Genomic DNA, 16039 nt, shown 5'->3' on the forward strand with positions numbered 1-16039 from the left:
GAATCAGATACCCCAGAGAATCTGCACACCCCAGACGAAGTAAGCGAACATCGCAACGCCGCATACTGCCTGGAAAAGGAAACGTATCGCCGTTGCGGACTTGCCGAACGCCATTGGCGTCAGGTAGTCGGTCGCGATGGTCCACATGCCGACCCAGGCGTGAGCGCCCAGAGCAACAAGGGCCAGCAGGCTGAAAATACGCATTCCGTTGTGAGCGAACAGTTCATGCCACTGGGCATACTCGAGGCCTGGATTGGCGACGATGTATCCGATCAGAAAGATGAAGTAAGCCGCGAGAACGACCGCAGACACACGCTGTGCCATCCAGTCATAGAGGCCCGAACGCGACAGGTTAGTGACGTTAGTTACCATATCCAGACTCCTGCCAGAACGATTACCACCACGGAAACGGCGATAACGATTTTCGAGCCCAGTTTGCCGCCTTCCAGCGTCTCACCGATGCCCATGTCCATGATCAAGTGGCGCACACCGGCTACCAGGTGATACAGCAGAGCGGACAGGATGCCCCAAATCACTAGCTTGGCTAGCGGACTGGTCAGACACGCTTTCACCTGACCGAAGCCTTCCTCGGAGCTCAGCGACTTGTCCAATGCGTAAAGCATGATGGCAAGGCACACGAAGAGGATGACACCGGAGATACGGTGAAGAATGGACGTGTAAGCAGTGACTGGGAGTTTGATGGTCCTTAGGTCTAGGTTTACAGGTCGTTGGCTTTTCACGGCTTTTTTTTCACACTGAAGAGCCCCTAACAATCAGGGCAAAGTTGTTGGGGAGTGCACTGGTCAGGTAACCACCACCCAGGGATGCGACCCCCAATGAAAGCAAGCCCAAAAGCCCTTGGCGGTCGGTGGCCGAGTATAGACAGTTAGGCTACTAATGACAACGCGTTCACCTACCCCCAATAGCGGATTGCACAAGTTGCATAAAAGGCGTAAATGGCAGGCAATTTCGAGGAAAAAGTCGGCTTAAAGCCTTCTGGAGCAAGACTTTAGGCAAATTGACATTCGAATTTATCTCACTATAGTGGTGCGGGCCCTGCGTGGGGGGTCTGTCTGATGGTTCAAGCATAAATAGGAGGCCACATGGCTGACAAAAAAGCGCAGTTGATCATCGAGGGCGCAGCCCCCGTCGAGCTGCCCATTTTAACCGGCACCGTTGGTCCCGATGTAATCGATGTTCGGGGCCTGACGGCCACGGGCCGCTTCACTTTCGACCCGGGTTTCATGTCGACCGCTTCGTGCGAATCGAAAATCACCTATATCGACGGCGACAACGGCATTCTGTTGCACCGCGGCTACCCGATCGAACAGCTGGCTGAAAAGTCGGACTACCTGGAAACCTGCTACCTGCTGCTCAACGGCGAACTGCCGACCGCAGAACAGAAGGCCCAGTTCGTCAGCACCGTGAAAAACCACACCATGGTTCACGAGCAACTGAAAACCTTCTTCAACGGCTTCCGTCGCGACGCCCACCCGATGGCCGTCATGTGCGGTGTAGTCGGCGCCCTCTCGGCCTTCTACCACGACTCCCTGGACATCAATAACCCGCAGCATCGCGAAATCTCCGCGATCCGTCTGGTTGCGAAGATGCCGACCCTGGCAGCGATGGTTTACAAGTACTCCATGGGCCAACCCATGATGTACCCGCGCAACGATCTGACGTACGCGGAAAACTTCCTGCACATGATGTTCAACACCCCGTGCGAGATCAAACCGATCAGCCCGGTACTCGCCAAGGCCATGGACCGGATCTTCATCCTGCATGCCGACCACGAGCAGAACGCTTCGACCTCCACCGTGCGTCTGGCCGGCTCCTCGGGTGCCAACCCGTTCGCCTGTATCGCCGCCGGTATCGCCGCACTGTGGGGCCCTGCCCACGGCGGTGCGAACGAAGCCGTGTTGACCATGCTCGACGAGATTGGCGATGTGTCGAACATCGACAAGTTCATCGCCAAGGCCAAGGACAAGAACGACTCGTTCAAGCTGATGGGCTTTGGTCACCGCGTCTACAAGAACCGCGACCCGCGCGCGACTGTCATGAAGCAGACCTGCGACGAAGTGCTGAAGGAACTGGGCATCAACAACGATCCGCAACTCGAACTGGCCATGCGCCTGGAAGAGATCGCCCTGACCGACCCGTACTTCATCGAGCGCTCGCTGTACCCGAACGTCGATTTCTACTCGGGGATCATCCTCAAGGCGATCGGCATTCCGACCAGCATGTTCACTGTGATTTTCGCGCTGGCACGTACTGTCGGCTGGATTTCGCACTGGAAGGAAATGCTCTCGAGCCCGTACAAGATTGGCCGTCCGCGCCAGCTGTACACGGGTTACGAGTCGCGTGACATTACCTCGCTGGAAGATCGCAAATAAGGGTTTTGCTTTTTTGTGATGGATTAGTGGTGTGTCAGGAACGGCCTCTTATATAGAGGCCGTTTTTGTTTGGTTTGCCCTCCAGAATTCTGCCATATCCGTTGCTGCGGTAACGGCTCCTTATGGTTTCGCTCTTACAGCGAGTCACCTTTTCCAAACGCCGAAAAGGTAACCCAAAAGGCTTTGCCCCGGCGTACGGCCCTCTCGCTGAGGCTCGGGGTTCCTTCGTTACGGGACCGATCCCGTAACGAAGCCTGCCGAAGGGGCAAAAGATCAAGAGCCGGATCAAGAGCCCCTCACCCTAGCCCTCTCCCGGAGGGAGAGGGGATTGACCGAGTTGTACAGGCGAAGTACGCCGACCTGAGATACCGAGTCGAATGCAGGTTTTGAACACCACACAGATCGGCCCCCTCTCCCTCGGGAGAGGGCTGGGGTGAGGGGCGAATCCACCGAAAATCTCAAGCCATGCGACGCTTCTAACCACTCAACAATGAGCGTTAGCTCGAGTGCTCTTGATCTTGATCCACAGGCGACGTCGGAAGGCTGAGTGGAGGGATTGATCGCAACGGATATACACACCAAACCAACCGATAACCGCCCACAAAAAAACGCCCCGATCTCTCAACCAGGGCGCTTTCTTGCAGCTTGCAGCTTGCAGCTGATCTCTTAGTGCGAAACCGCCCCACTCGCCCCCAACCCGGTCTGCGAACGCACAAACTGCGGGAAGAACAGCGCCCGCTCGTTATCCGCAGCCGCCGACTTGTCGGTAATCGAGAAGAACCAGATCCCGATGAACGCAATCATCATCGAAAACAGCGCCGGATACTCGTAAGGGAAGATCGCCTTCTCGTGATGCAGAATCTGCACCCAGATGGTCGGGCCAAGGATCATCAGGCCAACGGCACTGATCAGCCCCAGCCAGCCGCCAATCATCGCGCCACGGGTAGTCAGCTTCTTCCAGTACATCGAAAGCAGCAGCACAGGGAAGTTGCAGCTCGCCGCGATCGAGAACGCCAGGCCCACCATGAACGCAATGTTCTGGCTTTCGAACAGAATGCCCAGACCAATCGCCAGCACTGCCAGGGCGATGGTGGTGATCTTCGACACGCGAATCTCATCCTTCTCGTTGGCCTTGCCCTTCTTGATCACACTGGCGTACAGGTCGTGGGATACCGCCGAGGCACCTGCCAGCGTCAGACCGGCTACCACCGCGAGAATGGTCGCGAACGCCACCGCCGAGATGAAGCCCAGGAAGATGCTGCCGCCGACCGCGTTGGCCAGGTGCACAGCCGCCATGTTGTTGCCGCCGAGCAGGGCGCCCGCTGCATCCTTGAAGGCCGGGTTGGTGCTGACCAGCAGGATCGCGCCGAAGCCGATGATGAAGGTCAGGATGTAGAAGTAACCAATGAAACCGGTAGCGTACAGCACGCTCTTGCGCGCTTCCTTGGCGTCACTCACGGTGAAGAAGCGCATCAGAATGTGCGGCAGGCCAGCGGTACCGAACATCAGCGCCAGACCCAAGGAGAACGCCGAGATCGGATCCTTGACCAGACCGCCCGGGCTCATGATCGCTTCACCCTTGGCGTGCACCTTGATCGCCTCGGAGAACAGCGTGTTGAAGTCGAAGCCGACGTGCTTCATCACCATCAGGGCCATGAACGAAGCACCGGACAGCAGCAGCACTGCCTTGATGATCTGCACCCAAGTGGTCGCGAGCATGCCGCCGAACAGCACGTACATGCACATCAGTACGCCGACCAGAATCACCGCAACGTGGTAATCGAGGCCGAACAGCAACTGGATCAGCTTGCCGGCACCGACCATTTGCGCGATCAGGTAGAACGCCACCACCACCAGCGAACCGCAAGCGGACAGCGTGCGGATCTGGGTTTGCCCGAGGCGGTAGGACGCGACGTCGGCAAAGGTGTATTTACCCAGGTTGCGCAGGCGCTCGGCGATCAGGAACAGAATGATCGGCCAGCCAACGAGGAAACCGATCGAGTAGATCAGGCCATCGTAGCCGGAGGTGAACACCAGCGCGGAAATGCCCAGGAAGGACGCCGCCGACATGTAGTCACCGGCAATCGCCAGGCCGTTCTGGAAACCGGTGATCTTGCCGCCAGCCGCGTAGTAGTCGGCGGCCGAGTTGTTTTTCTTCGACGCCCAGTAAGTGATGTACAGGGTCGCGCCGACGAAGGCCACGAACATCAGGATCGCCGGGATGTTCAGCGGTTGCTTGGCCACCGCACCGGTCAGGGCGTCAGCCGCCCAGGCGCCGGGTGCGAACGCGGCAACGCTCAGAAGAGCCAGTAGACGCCGGATCATTGCTGAGCCTCCTTGAGAATCGCATTGTTCAGGTCGTCGAACTCGCCATTGGCGCGGCGCACGTAGATGCCAGTCAGGACGAAGGCCGAGAGAATCAGGCCGACACCGATCGGGATGCCCCAGGTGATCGACGATTCAGGACTGAGTTTCGCCCCGAGCACGTGCGGCCCGTAGGCGATCAGCAGGATGAATGCGGAGTAGAGCCCAAGCATGATTGCCGAGAGAATCCAGGCGAATCGTTCCCTTTTCTGAACCAGCTCCTTGAATCGGGGACTGTTTTGAATCGAGAGGTAAATGCTGTCGTTCATTGTTTTTATCCTCGCAGCACAAATTATTGTTGGAACGTAGCTAATGTATGCGGCTGCGAGAGAGGTTCCAGACGACCTTAGTAGTAGATGGCCATGATCCTTCTGCCATTTTCCGGACACCCAAAACAACTGTAGGAGTGAGCCTGCTCGCGATGGCGTCGTGTCAGTCGACATTTCTCTCAACTGACGGAACGCTATCGCGAGCAGGCTCACTCCTACAGGGGTGTGGCGGGATTTAAATTATTTGGTCCAGTCAGCCACGCGATCCGGGTGTTTGGCCACCCAGTCCTTGGCCGCTGCATCAGGCTTGGCGCCGTCCTGAATCGCCAGCATCACTTCGCCGATTTCGTCTTTCGAGGCCCACTGGAAGTTCTTCAGGAACTTGGCCACTTCCGGTGCCTTGGCTTCCAGGCCTTTGCTGCCGATGCTGTTGACGGTTTCAGCCTGGCCATACACGCCTTTCGGGTCGTCGAGGAAGCGCAGTTTCCACTTGGCGAACATCCAGTGCGGCACCCAACCGGTGACGGCGATGGATTCGTTTTTCTTCTCGGCGCGGGTCAGCTCGGCAATCATGCCAGCGCCGGAACTGGCCTTGAGGCTGTACTTGTCCAGACCATAATCCTTGATCGCCTGATCGGTCTTGAGCATCACGCCTGAACCGGCGTCGATGCCGACAATGCGGTTTTTGAAGGTGTCGTCGGTTTTCAGGTCTTCGATCGATTTGGCTTTGACGTACTCAGGCACGATCAGGCCGATTTTTGCGTCCTTGAAGTTCGGGCCGTAATCGACGACCTGATCCTTGTTTTTCGTCCAGTAGTCACCGTGGGTCACGGGCAGCCAGGCCGAGAGCATGGCGTCGAGTTTGCCGGTGGCTACGCCCTGCCACATGATCCCGGTGGCGACGGCTTGCAGCTTCACGTCATAACCGAGTTTCTGTTTGATCACTTCGGCCGCCACGTGGGTGGTCGCGACGCTGTCGGACCAGCCGTCAACGTAACCGATGTTCAGGGTCTGTTTTTCAGCGTTGGCGAAAGTGGAACTCATCGCAAGCACCAGAGCGGCACCTGCGCCTAAAAGTCGTCGCATCTTCATCGTTTACTTCCCCGAAATGCTGCGCCCGACGGATGCCGGGCATCGTCAACGTATTGTTATGGTGCACAGCGCCCCCATCACGCCGGACCTCACACACCGAACATCAGCCGATTTTTCAAAAAGGGTACTGATGGTTTGATCATCAACCTCAAGCGGCAGGCGACCTGCTCTGTCAGCGACCTCAAGGCAACGAGAAACGACATCAGAAAGCCATTAATCAACCAAGATTAATTGACGCCAGACAATCCGCCCGAACTTTGCATGTACAACGCCTGCAAGCCCCCTGCCCCTCTATAAATGCAGGTAACATGCGTCGCTTTGCAGCCACTCGGCCCGACCATGTCCGCTACGTTCCGATTTCCTTTTCTGCCTTATCTGTTCGCCTGCCTGCTCGGGCTGCTGGCCCTTGGCGGTTTCTGGTACGGCCTCGGCCAACCGGTGATCCTGCCCGACGCTGCAACGCCGACGCACAAGCTGCAATGCGCCTCGTACACGCCGTTCGACAAGGACCAGTCGCCGTTCGACGTGCCGTTCAAATTGCGCCCGGAGCGCATGGACGCCGACCTCGCGCTCCTGGCGACGCGCTTCGAATGTATCCGCACCTATTCGATGACCGGCCTCGACGCTCTGCCCGATCTGGCGCGCAAGCACGGTCTGAAGTTGATGATCGGCGCCTGGGTCAACAGCAACCCCGTGGATACCGAGCAGGAAGTCGAGCTGCTGATCAAATCCGCCAACGCCAACCCCGACGTGGTGACGGCGGTGATCGGCGGTAACGAGGCGCTGCTGCGCAAAGAGGTCACCGGCGCGCAACTGGCGCGGCTGATCAACAAGGTCAAAAGCCAGGTCAAGCAACCGGTGACCTACGCCGACGTCTGGGAATTCTGGCTCAAGCACCCGGAAGTCGCGCCCGCTGTGGACTTCCTGACCATTCACCTGCTGCCATACTGGGAAGACGATCCGTCGAACATCGACGTGGCGCTGCGGCATGTGGCGGATGTGCGTCAGGTGTTCGGCAACAAGTTCGCGCCCAAAGACGTGATGATCGGTGAAACCGGCTGGCCGAGCGAAGGCCGTCAACGCGAAACCGCCGTACCGAGCCGGGTCAACGAGGCGAAATTCATTCGTGGATTCGTGACGATGGCCGAGCAGGAAGGCTGGCGCTACAACCTGATCGAAGCCTTCGATCAACCGTGGAAGCGCGGCAGTGAAGGCGCGGTTGGCGGCTATTGGGGACTGTTCGATGCCGATCGCCAGGACAAGGGTGTACTCGCAGGGCCGGTGAGCAATGTGCCGTACTGGAAAGAATGGCTGGCGGTCGGTGCTGTGATTCTGCTCGGCACGCTGATCCTCGGTGGTCGCGTTCGGTCCACACGTTCGGCGCTGCTGCTGCCGCTGCTGGGCGCCGTCGCTGCTTGCTCGATCGGAGCCTGGGGCGATCTGGCGCGGTTGACTACGAGGTTTGCCGGCGAATGGCTGTGGGTCGGTTTGCTGACCGGGTTGAATCTGTTGGTGCTTGCCCATGCCGCGCTGACGTTGAGTGCCCGTAGCGGATGGCGCGCGCGAGCCTTTGATTTCCTCGAGCATCGCGCCGGCTGGCTGGTCGCAGCGGCCGGTTTTGCAGCGGCGGTGATGATGCTGGAGATGGTCTTCGACCCGCGTTATCGCAGTTTTGCCAGCATGGCGTTCGTGCTGCCGGCGCTGGTTTACCTGAGCCGCCCGGTGAGTGTGCCGCGCCGGGAAATCGCTCTGCTGACCTTTATCGTCGGCGCGGGGATTGTGCCGCAGTTGTATCAGGAAGGATTGCAGAATCAGCAGGCGTGGGGATGGGCGCTGATCAGTGGATTGATGGTGGTGGCATTGTGGCGCTGTCTGCGGGTTCGCAACGGCTGAGCAAGATCAAAAGATCGCAGCCTTCGGCAGCTCCTACAGGTGTACGACATGCAACTGTAGGAGCTGCCGAAGGCTGCGATCTGTTCTGTCACGCGTTGCGTGAGGATCTGACCAAGCGCAACCCGGCAGTCACTACGGCAAACACCGCCAACGTCGTGTTGTACAAGGCCAGGGCCGGCAATCCGAATACCAGCGCCAGCACCGCCAGCCACCACCCTGCCCGTCCCGGCAATACAAACGCCAATACCGCCGCGCCCACCGCCGCCCAGCCCAGCACCTTGAAATGAATCATCAGCCCGAGGTTCGAGCGCACCGCGCATTCCCAGCGACTGGCCTCGTCGACACAGATGCCCACCCACTGTCCGTCTTCCATGAAGCCGTAACGCGCGGCATAACTGGCGGCCAGCCACAGCGGCAACAAAACGAGCAGCACAATCACGGGCAAGCGGCGGGACATGGAGCACTCCAATCTGCGGAAATCGGCGGCCAGCTTAATCTGCCGGCCGGCATTCGCAAGCACTAACAACTGTTAACTGTTCAGCGAGCCCTCGCAACGTGTATCGTCCAGCTACTATTACCCCGAATTCCGCCTGTTTGGTGCCGCAGCATGGCACTTTGGCGCTTGGCCGGTGGTCATAGCCTGCGAACTTCAATCGGCACCTTCCTCTAAGGGATCTAGTCATGCTCCGTTCCTTGCGCTTCGCCGCGCTGTTCAGCGGCCTAATTTTGAGTGCGTCCGCGCTGGCGGTGGATATCGACGCCGCCAGTTATGGCTACCCGCTGACCAACCCGTTCGAGGCGACGATCGCCACGACACCACCGGACCTGCGTCCGGAGTTGCCGCTGGACGACGACATCACTCAGTCGGATCGCAGCCTCACCCTGCGCCCGGAGCGTGAATTCCAGCTGCCGGACAATTTCTGGGCAGTCAAAAAACTCACCTACCGCATCGCCACCCAGGACAAACCGGCGCCGCTGATCTTCCTGATCGCCGGCACCGGGGCGCGCTTTGACAGCACGCTCAACGAATACCTGAAGAAGTTGTATTACAAGGCCGGCTACCACGTCGTGCAGTTGTCCTCGCCGACCAGTTTCGACTTCATCAGCGCCGCTTCGCGTTTCGCCACCCCGGGCGTGACCAAGGAAGATGCCGAAGACATGTACCGGGTGATGCAGGCCGTGCGGGCGCAGAATCCGAAACTGCCGGTCACCGAGTACTACCTGACCGGTTACAGCCTCGGCGCCCTGGATGCCGCGTTCGTCGCGCATCTGGACGAAACCCGCCGCAGCTTCAACTTCAAGAAAGTCCTGCTGCTCAACCCGCCGGTCAACCTGTACACCTCGGTGACCAACCTCGACAAGCTGGTACAGACCGAGGTCAAGGGTATCAACAACAGCACCACTTTCTATGAGCTGGTGCTGGCCAAACTGACCCGCTACTTCCAGCAGAAAGGCTACATCGACCTCAACGATGCGCTGCTGTATGACTTCCAGCAGTCCAAGCAGCATCTGACCAACGAACAGATGGCCATGCTCATCGGCACGTCGTTCCGCTTCTCGGCCGCCGACATTGCCTACACCTCTGACCTGGTCAACCGTCGCGGCCTGATCACCCCGCCGAAATTCCCGATCACCGAAGGCACCAGCCTCACGCCGTTCCTCAAGCGTGCGCTGCAATGCGACTTCGACTGCTACATCACCGAACAGGTTATTCCGATGTGGCGCGCCCGCACCGACGGCGGCAGCCTGCTGCAACTGATCGATCAGGTCAGCCTGTATGCGCTCAAGGATTACCTGCACGACAGCCCGAAAATCGCCGTGATGCACAACGCCGACGACGTCATCCTCGGCCCTGGCGACCTGGGCTTCCTGCGTAAAACCTTCGGTGATCGCCTGACCGTTTATCCACTGGGCGGCCACTGCGGCAACCTTAACTACCGCGTCAACAGCGACGCCATGCTGGAGTTCTTCCGTGGCTAAATATCTCCTGCTGATTGCAGCGTTCCTCTGTGCAGGCGTGGCCCAGGCCGACAACAGTAAAGCCGACGCACCGGTGGTGGTCGACAGCGACGGTTTCAAGGAACCGCTGACCAAACTCAAATTCAACCCGGGCCTGGACCAGCGCGAGTTCGAGCGCTCGACGCTCAACGCGCTGAACGTCTATGACCCGCTGGAATCGTGGAACCGTCGGGTCTACCACTTCAACTACCGTTTCGACCAGTGGGTGTTCCTGCCGGTGGTCGATGGCTATCGCTACATCACGCCAAGCTTTGTGCGTACCGGGGTGAGCAACTTCTTCAACAACATTGGTGACGTGCCGAACCTGGTCAACAGCCTGCTGCAGTTCAAGGGCCAGCGCTCGATGGAAACCACCGCGCGCCTGCTGCTCAACACCACGATCGGCATCGCCGGCCTGTGGGACCCGGCGACCGCCATGGGCCTGCCGCGCCAGAACGAAGACTTCGGGCAGACCCTGGGCTTCTATGGCGTGCCGGGCGGTGCGTACTTCGTACTGCCGATCTTCGGCCCGTCGAACATTCGCGACACTGCAGGTCTTGCCGTGGATTACACCGCCGACACTGCGATCAACTTCCTCAATGTCGCGGAAGTCAGCTCCAACCATCCGGAAGTCTGGGCACTGCGTGCGATCGACAAGCGCTACCAGACCAGCTTCCGCTACGGTCAGATGAACTCGCCGTTCGAGTACGAGAAAGTGCGCTACGTCTACACCGAAGCACGCAAGTTGCAGATCGCCGAGTAATTTCGGCGGGTACAAAAAAGGGCCATTCGATGCGAGTCGAATGGCCCTTTTTCATGGCATCACACAGATCAAATTGTAGGAGTGAGCCTGCTCGCGATAGCGGTGTACCAGTCACCACCTGTCTGGCTGACAAACCGCTATCGCGAGCAGGCTCACTCCTACAGGGGGCTGTATTCAGCCTTTGGTTGCGCGCCAGAGCTTGCCCAGGACAGTCACTACCGCCAGCACCACGGCGCCGGCAATAATCCCCGCAACACCATTGAGCAGCATTGGCACGGCGAACCCGGCGCTGCCCGCCGCTGCGCCGACACCTTCGATCCAGTGATGCAGCACCGGCACGCCATGAGTCAGGATGCCGCCGCCGACCAGGAACATCGCCGCCGTGCCGACCACCGACAGGGTTTTCATCATGTACGGCGCGGCGCTGAGAATGCCGCCGCCGATTTTTTTTGCCATCTGCCCGGGTTTCTGCGTCAGCCACAGGCCCAGATCGTCGAGCTTGACGATGCCCGCCACTAAACCGTAAACGCCGACGGTCATGACAATGGCGATGCCGGACATGACAACCACTTGCTGGGTCAGCGAGGCATCTGCCACGGTGCCGAGGGTGATGGCGATGATTTCTGCCGAAAGAATGAAGTCGGTGCGGATCGCGCCTTTGATCTTGTCCTTTTCGTACGCCACCAGATCGGTGCTCGGGTCGGCCACAGCCTCAGTCAGTTGCGCATGCCCAGCCTCGTCTTCCTCTTTGCTGTGCAGGAACTTGTGTGCGAGTTTCTCGAAACCCTCGAAGCACAGGTACGCACCGCCGACCATCAACAGCGGCGTCACCAGCCATGGCACGAAGGCGCTGATTGCCAGCGCCGACGGCACGAGGATCAGTTTGTTGACGAACGAGCCCTTGGCCACCGCCCAGACCACGGGAATTTCCCGCTCGGCGCGCACGCCCGAGACCTGCTGGGCGTTGAGCGCCAGGTCGTCACCGAGCACGCCGGCAGTCTTCTTGGCGGCCATTTTCGTCATCAATGCAACGTCATCCAGAACGGTGGCGATGTCATCGATCAGCACCAGCAAACTGCTTCCTGCCATGAATCCTGTTTCCTTCTGTGTATGAATGTTGCCAAGCATAACGCGACCGCCGGCCACAGGCTGCATTGTTGAGCGCCGCTCAAGGCCGGTGCTACCATGCGCCACCGCCAGAACAGGCAAGGAACCACCGGGTTTATGAGCACAATCCGCGAGCGTAACAAAGAACTGATCCTGCGCGCCGCCAGCGAAGAGTTTGCCGACAAGGGCTTTGCGGCGACCAAAACCAGCGACATCGCCGCCAAGGCGGGATTGCCCAAGCCCAACGTCTACTACTACTTCAAATCCAAGGAAAACCTCTACCGCGAGGTGCTGGAAAGCATCATCGAGCCGATTCTGCAGGCCTCGACCCCGTTCAACCCGGATGGCGTGCCGAGCGAAGTGCTGAGCGGCTACATCCGCTCGAAGATCCGCATCTCCCGCGACCTGCCTTACGCCTCCAAGGTGTTCGCCAGCGAAATCATGCACGGCGCGCCGCACCTGAGCGCGGACCTGGTCGAGCAGCTCAACGCCCAGGCCAAGCACAACATCGCCTGCATCCAGAGCTGGATCGACCGCGGCCAGATCGCCCCGATCGACCCCAACCACCTGATGTTCAGCATCTGGGCCGCCACCCAGACCTACGCCGACTTCGACTGGCAGATTTCTGCGGTGACCGGGAAAGACAAGCTCGACGAAGCCGATTATGAAGCGGCCGCGCAGACGATTATCCGGTTGGTTTTAAAAGGGTGTGAGCCGGACTGAAAGACCGCAGCGACGCAATCGCGAGCAGGCTCACTCCTACATTTGGAATACGTTCCCCTGTAGGAGTGAGCCTGCTCGCGATCGAGGCGATACGGTCCCCACTCAAACCCAAATCGCACCCCATAGCGGATAGTCGCCAAGCTTCTCCACCAGCCCGGCCCGCAATGGGTTGGCTACTACATACCGCGCCACTTTCACCAGGTTCTCCTCCCGCCGCAACGCCCGATCATGAAAACCTCTCTGCCAGAGAACACTGTTATCTCCGGTAGCCTGTCTTACGGATCTGGTACTCATCGACTTGGTTTTCTGCATCAGCTCACTCAATGAGCCCCGCCGTAATTCAATCAGCCAGTGAAAATGATCAGGCATGACGACCCAGGCCAGTGAATGCACCAGCCCGGAATCCTGGGCATTTTGGAATTGATCAGCGACCAGCTTGCCCAAGGCAAAATCCTTGAAAACCGGCCTTCGTTCATGGGTGTTGCTGGTTAACAGATAGATTCGGCTGACTTCGGCATAGCGCCCGACTCGCAATTTATGTGCAGCAGGTAGATCTGGCATTCCTTTGCCTCCTGTGATCAAGTCATAAGAGGCTAGTACCGGGGATGCAAATGGAGTGGGCAGACTGTTGGCAGGATGTGTCCGGAAGATAGCTATCGCGAGCAGGCTCACTCCTACAGGGGTTTTGTGGCGTTCCGACATTTTGTATCTGAACCCAGATCCACTGTAGGAGTGAGCCTGCTCGCGATGGCGATAGCTCAATCACCGCTAATTCAAGCAACCACCCCCCCATCCGCCCTCAGATCCAGCGCCTCCACCGCTTTGATCGCCACCTGCTCATCCACATCCGACAAATCTCCGCTGATCCCGATCGCGCCCAGCACTTCACCCGCCTGATTGCGAATCAACACACCACCCGGTGCCGGCACAACGCTGCCCTGCCCCATGCTGTTCAACGAAGAAAAAAAGGCCGGACGTTGTTGGGCGTCCTGGGCGAGCAGGCGTGAGCCTTTGCCCAGGGCGATGGCGCCCCAGGCTTTGCCGATGGCGATGTCGGGGCGCAACAGGCTGGCACCGTCTTCGCGTTGCAGGGCGATCAGGTGGCCGCCGGTGTCGAGTACCGCGATGGTCAGTGGCGCGGCGTTGATGCCGCGCCCCGCACTGATGGCTTCGCTGACCAGGTTGACTGCGACTTTCAAGGTTAAAGCGCTCATGGTGCCGTCCTCATTTTGTTATAGGGAAAGTCGTGGGACTGCGCGTTTCTGCCACAGTCCGATGCAACAAATAGAACACAATGAGTTAGTTTTTTGTATACAATAATTCTCGAAAAGCGCCGCATGCGACGAAAAGCCACAGCACAAGCGGCTTCCGACGAATGAAACAGACGCTTGAGAAAATGGATTGACCTGCGCCGTCCGCCGTGAATACACTCTGCGCAAAGCCACTTGTATACAATTACAAAACGTAAAGAGGCACAAAACCATGAGCAAAATGAGAGCAATCGAAGCCGCCGTTCTGGTGATGCGCCGCGAAGGGGTTGATACCGCTTTTGGCATCCCGGGCGCAGCGATCAACCCGCTGTACTCCGCCTTGCAAAAGGTCGGTGGCATCGATCACGTCCTTGCTCGCCACGTTGAAGGCGCCTCGCACATGGCCGAGGGCTACACCCGCACCAAGGCCGGCAACATCGGCGTGTGCATCGGCACGTCCGGCCCGGCCGGTACCGACATGGTCACCGGGCTCTACAGCGCCTCGGCCGACTCGATTCCAATTCTCTGCATCACAGGGCAAGCACCCCGCGCCCGGATGCACAAGGAAGACTTCCAGGCTGTCGACATCACCAGCATCGTCAAGCCAGTCACCAAGTGGGCGACCACGGTGCTCGAACCGGGCCAGGTGCCTTACGCCTTCCAGAAAGCTTTCTATGAAATGCGCTCCGGCCGTCCGGGCCCAGTGCTGATCGACCTGCCATTCGACGTGCAGATGGCCGAGATCGAATTCGACATTGACGCTTACCAACCGCTACCACTGGCCAAACCGACCGCGACCCGCGTGCAGGTCGAGAAGGCGCTGGCGCTGCTGGATCAGGCCGAGCGTCCGTTGCTGGTCGCCGGTGGCGGCATCATCAATGCCGACGCCAGCGATCTGTTGGTCGAGTTCGCCGAACTGACCGGCATCCCGGTCATCCCGACCCTGATGGGCTGGGGCACCATCCCTGACGATCACCCGCTGATGGTCGGCATGGTCGGTCTGCAGACGTCGCACCGTTACGGCAACGCGACGATGCTGAAATCCGACGTGGTGCTGGGCATCGGTAACCGCTGGGCCAACCGTCACACCGGTTCGGTCGATGTGTACACCGAAGGTCGCAAGTTCATTCACGTCGACATCGAAGGCACGCAGATCGGCCGTGTATTCACCCCGGATCTGGGCATCGTCTCCGACGCCGCCGCCGCGCTGACCGTGTTCATCGAAGTGGCGCGGGAATGGCAAGCCGCCGGCAAGCTGAAAAACCGCAGTGCCTGGCTGCAGGATTGCCAGCAGCGCAAAGCCAGCCTGCACCGCAAGACTCACTTCGACAACGTGCCGGTCAAACCGCAGCGCGTTTACGAGGAAATGAATCAGGTGTTCGGCAAGGACACCTGCTACGTCAGCACCATTGGTCTGTCGCAGATTGCCGGCGCGCAGTTCCTGCACGTCTACAAGCCGCGTCACTGGATCAACTGTGGCCAGGCCGGCCCGTTGGGCTGGACCATTCCGGCGGCGCTGGGCGTGGTCAAGGCCGATCCGAACCGCAAAGTCGTGGCCCTGTCGGGAGACTATGATTTCCAGTTCATGATCGAAGAACTGGCGGTCGGCGCTCAGTTCAAACTGCCGTATATCCACGTCGTGGTGAACAACTCGTACCTGGGCCTGATCCGTCAGGCGCAGCGCGGGTTCGAAATGGACTACTGCGTGCAGCTGTCCTTCGATAACCTGAATGCGCCGGAACTCAACGGTTACGGGGTTGACCACATCGCAGTCGCTGAAGGCCTCGGTTGCAAGGCGCTGCGCGTGTTCGAACCATCGGAAATCGCCCCTGCCCTGCGCAAGGCCGAACAGATGATCGAAGAGTTCAAGGTGCCGGTGATCGTCGAGATCATCCTGGAGCGTGTGACCAACATCTCCATGGGTACCGAGATCAACGCGGTCAACGAATTCGAAGACCTGGCGCTGGTCGGCAACGACGCGCCGACGGCGATTTCGTTGCTTGATTGATTGCTTTTAGCCCCCTCTCCCTCTGGGAGAGGGCTGGGGTGAGGGAAAGGTTTTGCGGTGCTCGTACAATCGGGATCAGATTCAGGATTCCCCCCTCACCCTAACCCTCTCCCCAAGGAGAGGGGACTGATCGCGTTCAGTCTGATCTACCGTGCCTCATCAGTTTTTAGGAGACCACC

At 59.0% G+C, this 16039-nt stretch carries 15 protein-coding genes; 6 read left to right on the plus strand and 9 right to left on the minus strand.

Translation table 11 applies throughout. The features are described from left to right. Positions 1–3: 3 nt before the first annotated feature. Together sdhD and sdhC are read right to left on the minus strand one after the other, a co-directional pair. Entirely contained in the window at positions 4–372 is a 369-nt protein-coding gene (gene sdhD / locus AEQ63_RS26710; protein ID WP_008049683.1) for a succinate dehydrogenase, hydrophobic membrane anchor protein, read from the minus strand. Further along, the gene (gene sdhC, locus AEQ63_RS26715; RefSeq protein WP_016773673.1) at positions 366–740 is read right to left on the minus strand and encodes a succinate dehydrogenase, cytochrome b556 subunit; all 375 of its coding nucleotides are present in this window, start codon (positions 738–740) and stop codon (positions 366–368) included. The genes sdhD and sdhC overlap by 7 nt, the downstream gene beginning before the upstream one ends. A 363-nt stretch (positions 741–1103) precedes the next feature. Here sdhC and gltA point away from each other — a divergent pair, with 363 nt between their 5' ends. Then, positions 1104–2393 (plus strand): citrate synthase, encoded by a 1290-nt coding sequence (gltA, locus tag AEQ63_RS26720; RefSeq protein ID WP_042607584.1) that lies wholly within the window; start codon positions 1104–1106, stop codon positions 2391–2393. A gap of 666 nt (positions 2394–3059) precedes the next feature. Here gltA and AEQ63_RS26725 read toward each other — a convergent pair. The 3 genes from AEQ63_RS26725 to AEQ63_RS26735 form a co-directional block, all read right to left on the minus strand. Next, positions 3060–4718, minus strand: a complete 1659-nt coding sequence (locus tag AEQ63_RS26725) for a cation acetate symporter (RefSeq protein WP_064365437.1) — start codon at positions 4716–4718, stop codon at positions 3060–3062. Further along, a complete protein-coding gene (locus AEQ63_RS26730; protein ID WP_042607582.1) occupies positions 4715–5026 on the minus strand; it encodes a DUF485 domain-containing protein in 312 nt (103 codons plus the stop codon). Before AEQ63_RS26730 ends, AEQ63_RS26725 begins: the two co-directional genes overlap by 4 nt. A 240-nt stretch (positions 5027–5266) precedes the next feature. After that, on the minus strand, positions 5267–6118 hold the full coding sequence (locus AEQ63_RS26735; protein ID WP_042607581.1) for a glycine betaine ABC transporter substrate-binding protein: 852 nt from the start codon (positions 6116–6118) through the stop codon (positions 5267–5269). Positions 6119–6415: 297 nt separating this feature from the next. Here AEQ63_RS26735 and AEQ63_RS26740 point away from each other — a divergent pair, with 297 nt between their 5' ends. Further along, a complete protein-coding gene (locus AEQ63_RS26740) occupies positions 6416–8011 on the plus strand; it encodes a glycoside hydrolase family 17 protein (RefSeq protein WP_064365438.1) in 1596 nt (531 codons plus the stop codon). 88 nt (positions 8012–8099) lie between these two features. On the opposite strand, the gene AEQ63_RS26745 is transcribed toward AEQ63_RS26740, so the two are convergent. Continuing rightward, positions 8100–8468, minus strand: coding sequence for a hypothetical protein (locus AEQ63_RS26745; protein WP_064365439.1), 369 nt, complete (start codon positions 8466–8468; stop codon positions 8100–8102). Positions 8469–8692: 224 nt separating this feature from the next. Between AEQ63_RS26745 and AEQ63_RS26750 the strand changes: the two genes are divergently transcribed. Then, complete coding sequence (locus AEQ63_RS26750) at positions 8693–9991, plus strand: hypothetical protein (protein ID WP_064365440.1); 1299 nt, start codon at positions 8693–8695, stop codon at positions 9989–9991. Then, on the plus strand, positions 9984–10772 hold the full coding sequence (locus tag AEQ63_RS26755) for an MlaA family lipoprotein (RefSeq protein WP_024012144.1): 789 nt from the start codon (positions 9984–9986) through the stop codon (positions 10770–10772). The genes AEQ63_RS26750 and AEQ63_RS26755 overlap by 8 nt, the downstream gene beginning before the upstream one ends. Positions 10773–10946: 174 nt before the next feature. Here the strand turns inward: AEQ63_RS26755 and AEQ63_RS26760 are convergent, their stop codons facing one another. Then, positions 10947–11861, minus strand: a complete 915-nt coding sequence (locus AEQ63_RS26760; RefSeq protein WP_064365441.1) for a DUF808 domain-containing protein — start codon at positions 11859–11861, stop codon at positions 10947–10949. Positions 11862–11996: 135 nt separating this feature from the next. On the opposite strand from AEQ63_RS26760, the gene AEQ63_RS26765 reads away from it, so the two are divergent. Further along, positions 11997–12602 (plus strand): TetR/AcrR family transcriptional regulator, encoded by a 606-nt coding sequence (locus AEQ63_RS26765; RefSeq protein WP_042607576.1) that lies wholly within the window; start codon positions 11997–11999, stop codon positions 12600–12602. 102 nt (positions 12603–12704) lie between these two features. On the opposite strand, the gene AEQ63_RS26770 is transcribed toward AEQ63_RS26765, so the two are convergent. After that, positions 12705–13163, minus strand: a complete 459-nt coding sequence (locus tag AEQ63_RS26770; protein ID WP_064365442.1) for an REP-associated tyrosine transposase — start codon at positions 13161–13163, stop codon at positions 12705–12707. Between the two features lie 212 nt (positions 13164–13375). Continuing rightward, on the minus strand, positions 13376–13816 hold the full coding sequence (locus AEQ63_RS26775; RefSeq protein WP_064365443.1) for a GlcG/HbpS family heme-binding protein: 441 nt from the start codon (positions 13814–13816) through the stop codon (positions 13376–13378). Positions 13817–14084: 268 nt separating this feature from the next. Between AEQ63_RS26775 and gcl the strand changes: the two genes are divergently transcribed. After that, positions 14085–15860: a glyoxylate carboligase gene (gene gcl / locus AEQ63_RS26780; RefSeq protein ID WP_042607573.1), complete on the plus strand. Its 1776-nt coding sequence runs from the start codon at positions 14085–14087 to the stop codon at positions 15858–15860. Positions 15861–16039: the final 179 nt, after the last annotated feature.

It is taken from the genome of Pseudomonas sp. RIT-PI-o (genome assembly GCF_001297215.1).
Taxonomy (GTDB): domain Bacteria; phylum Pseudomonadota; class Gammaproteobacteria; order Pseudomonadales; family Pseudomonadaceae; genus Aquipseudomonas; species Aquipseudomonas moraviensis_A.

What these genes read in the sequence shown, in the direction of transcription:
- AEQ63_RS26765 (WP_042607576.1), top strand. Translation starts at nt 11,997, where the DNA reads ATGAGCACAATCCGCGAGCGTAACAAAGAACTGATCCTGCGCGCCGCC.
- AEQ63_RS26770 (WP_064365442.1), bottom strand. Translation starts at nt 13,163, where the DNA reads ATGCCAGATCTACCTGCTGCACATAAATTGCGAGTCGGGCGCTATGCC.
- AEQ63_RS26730 (WP_042607582.1), bottom strand. Translation starts at nt 5,026, where the DNA reads ATGAACGACAGCATTTACCTCTCGATTCAAAACAGTCCCCGATTCAAG.
- AEQ63_RS26775 (WP_064365443.1), bottom strand. Translation starts at nt 13,816, where the DNA reads ATGAGCGCTTTAACCTTGAAAGTCGCAGTCAACCTGGTCAGCGAAGCC.
- sdhD (WP_008049683.1), bottom strand. Translation starts at nt 372, where the DNA reads ATGGTAACTAACGTCACTAACCTGTCGCGTTCGGGCCTCTATGACTGG.
- AEQ63_RS26760 (WP_064365441.1), bottom strand. Translation starts at nt 11,861, where the DNA reads ATGGCAGGAAGCAGTTTGCTGGTGCTGATCGATGACATCGCCACCGTT.
- gcl (WP_042607573.1), top strand. Translation starts at nt 14,085, where the DNA reads ATGAGCAAAATGAGAGCAATCGAAGCCGCCGTTCTGGTGATGCGCCGC.
- gltA (WP_042607584.1), top strand. Translation starts at nt 1,104, where the DNA reads ATGGCTGACAAAAAAGCGCAGTTGATCATCGAGGGCGCAGCCCCCGTC.
- AEQ63_RS26740 (WP_064365438.1), top strand. Translation starts at nt 6,416, where the DNA reads ATGCAGGTAACATGCGTCGCTTTGCAGCCACTCGGCCCGACCATGTCC.
- AEQ63_RS26745 (WP_064365439.1), bottom strand. Translation starts at nt 8,468, where the DNA reads ATGTCCCGCCGCTTGCCCGTGATTGTGCTGCTCGTTTTGTTGCCGCTG.
- AEQ63_RS26725 (WP_064365437.1), bottom strand. Translation starts at nt 4,718, where the DNA reads ATGATCCGGCGTCTACTGGCTCTTCTGAGCGTTGCCGCGTTCGCACCC.
- AEQ63_RS26735 (WP_042607581.1), bottom strand. Translation starts at nt 6,118, where the DNA reads ATGAAGATGCGACGACTTTTAGGCGCAGGTGCCGCTCTGGTGCTTGCG.
- AEQ63_RS26750 (WP_064365440.1), top strand. Translation starts at nt 8,693, where the DNA reads ATGCTCCGTTCCTTGCGCTTCGCCGCGCTGTTCAGCGGCCTAATTTTG.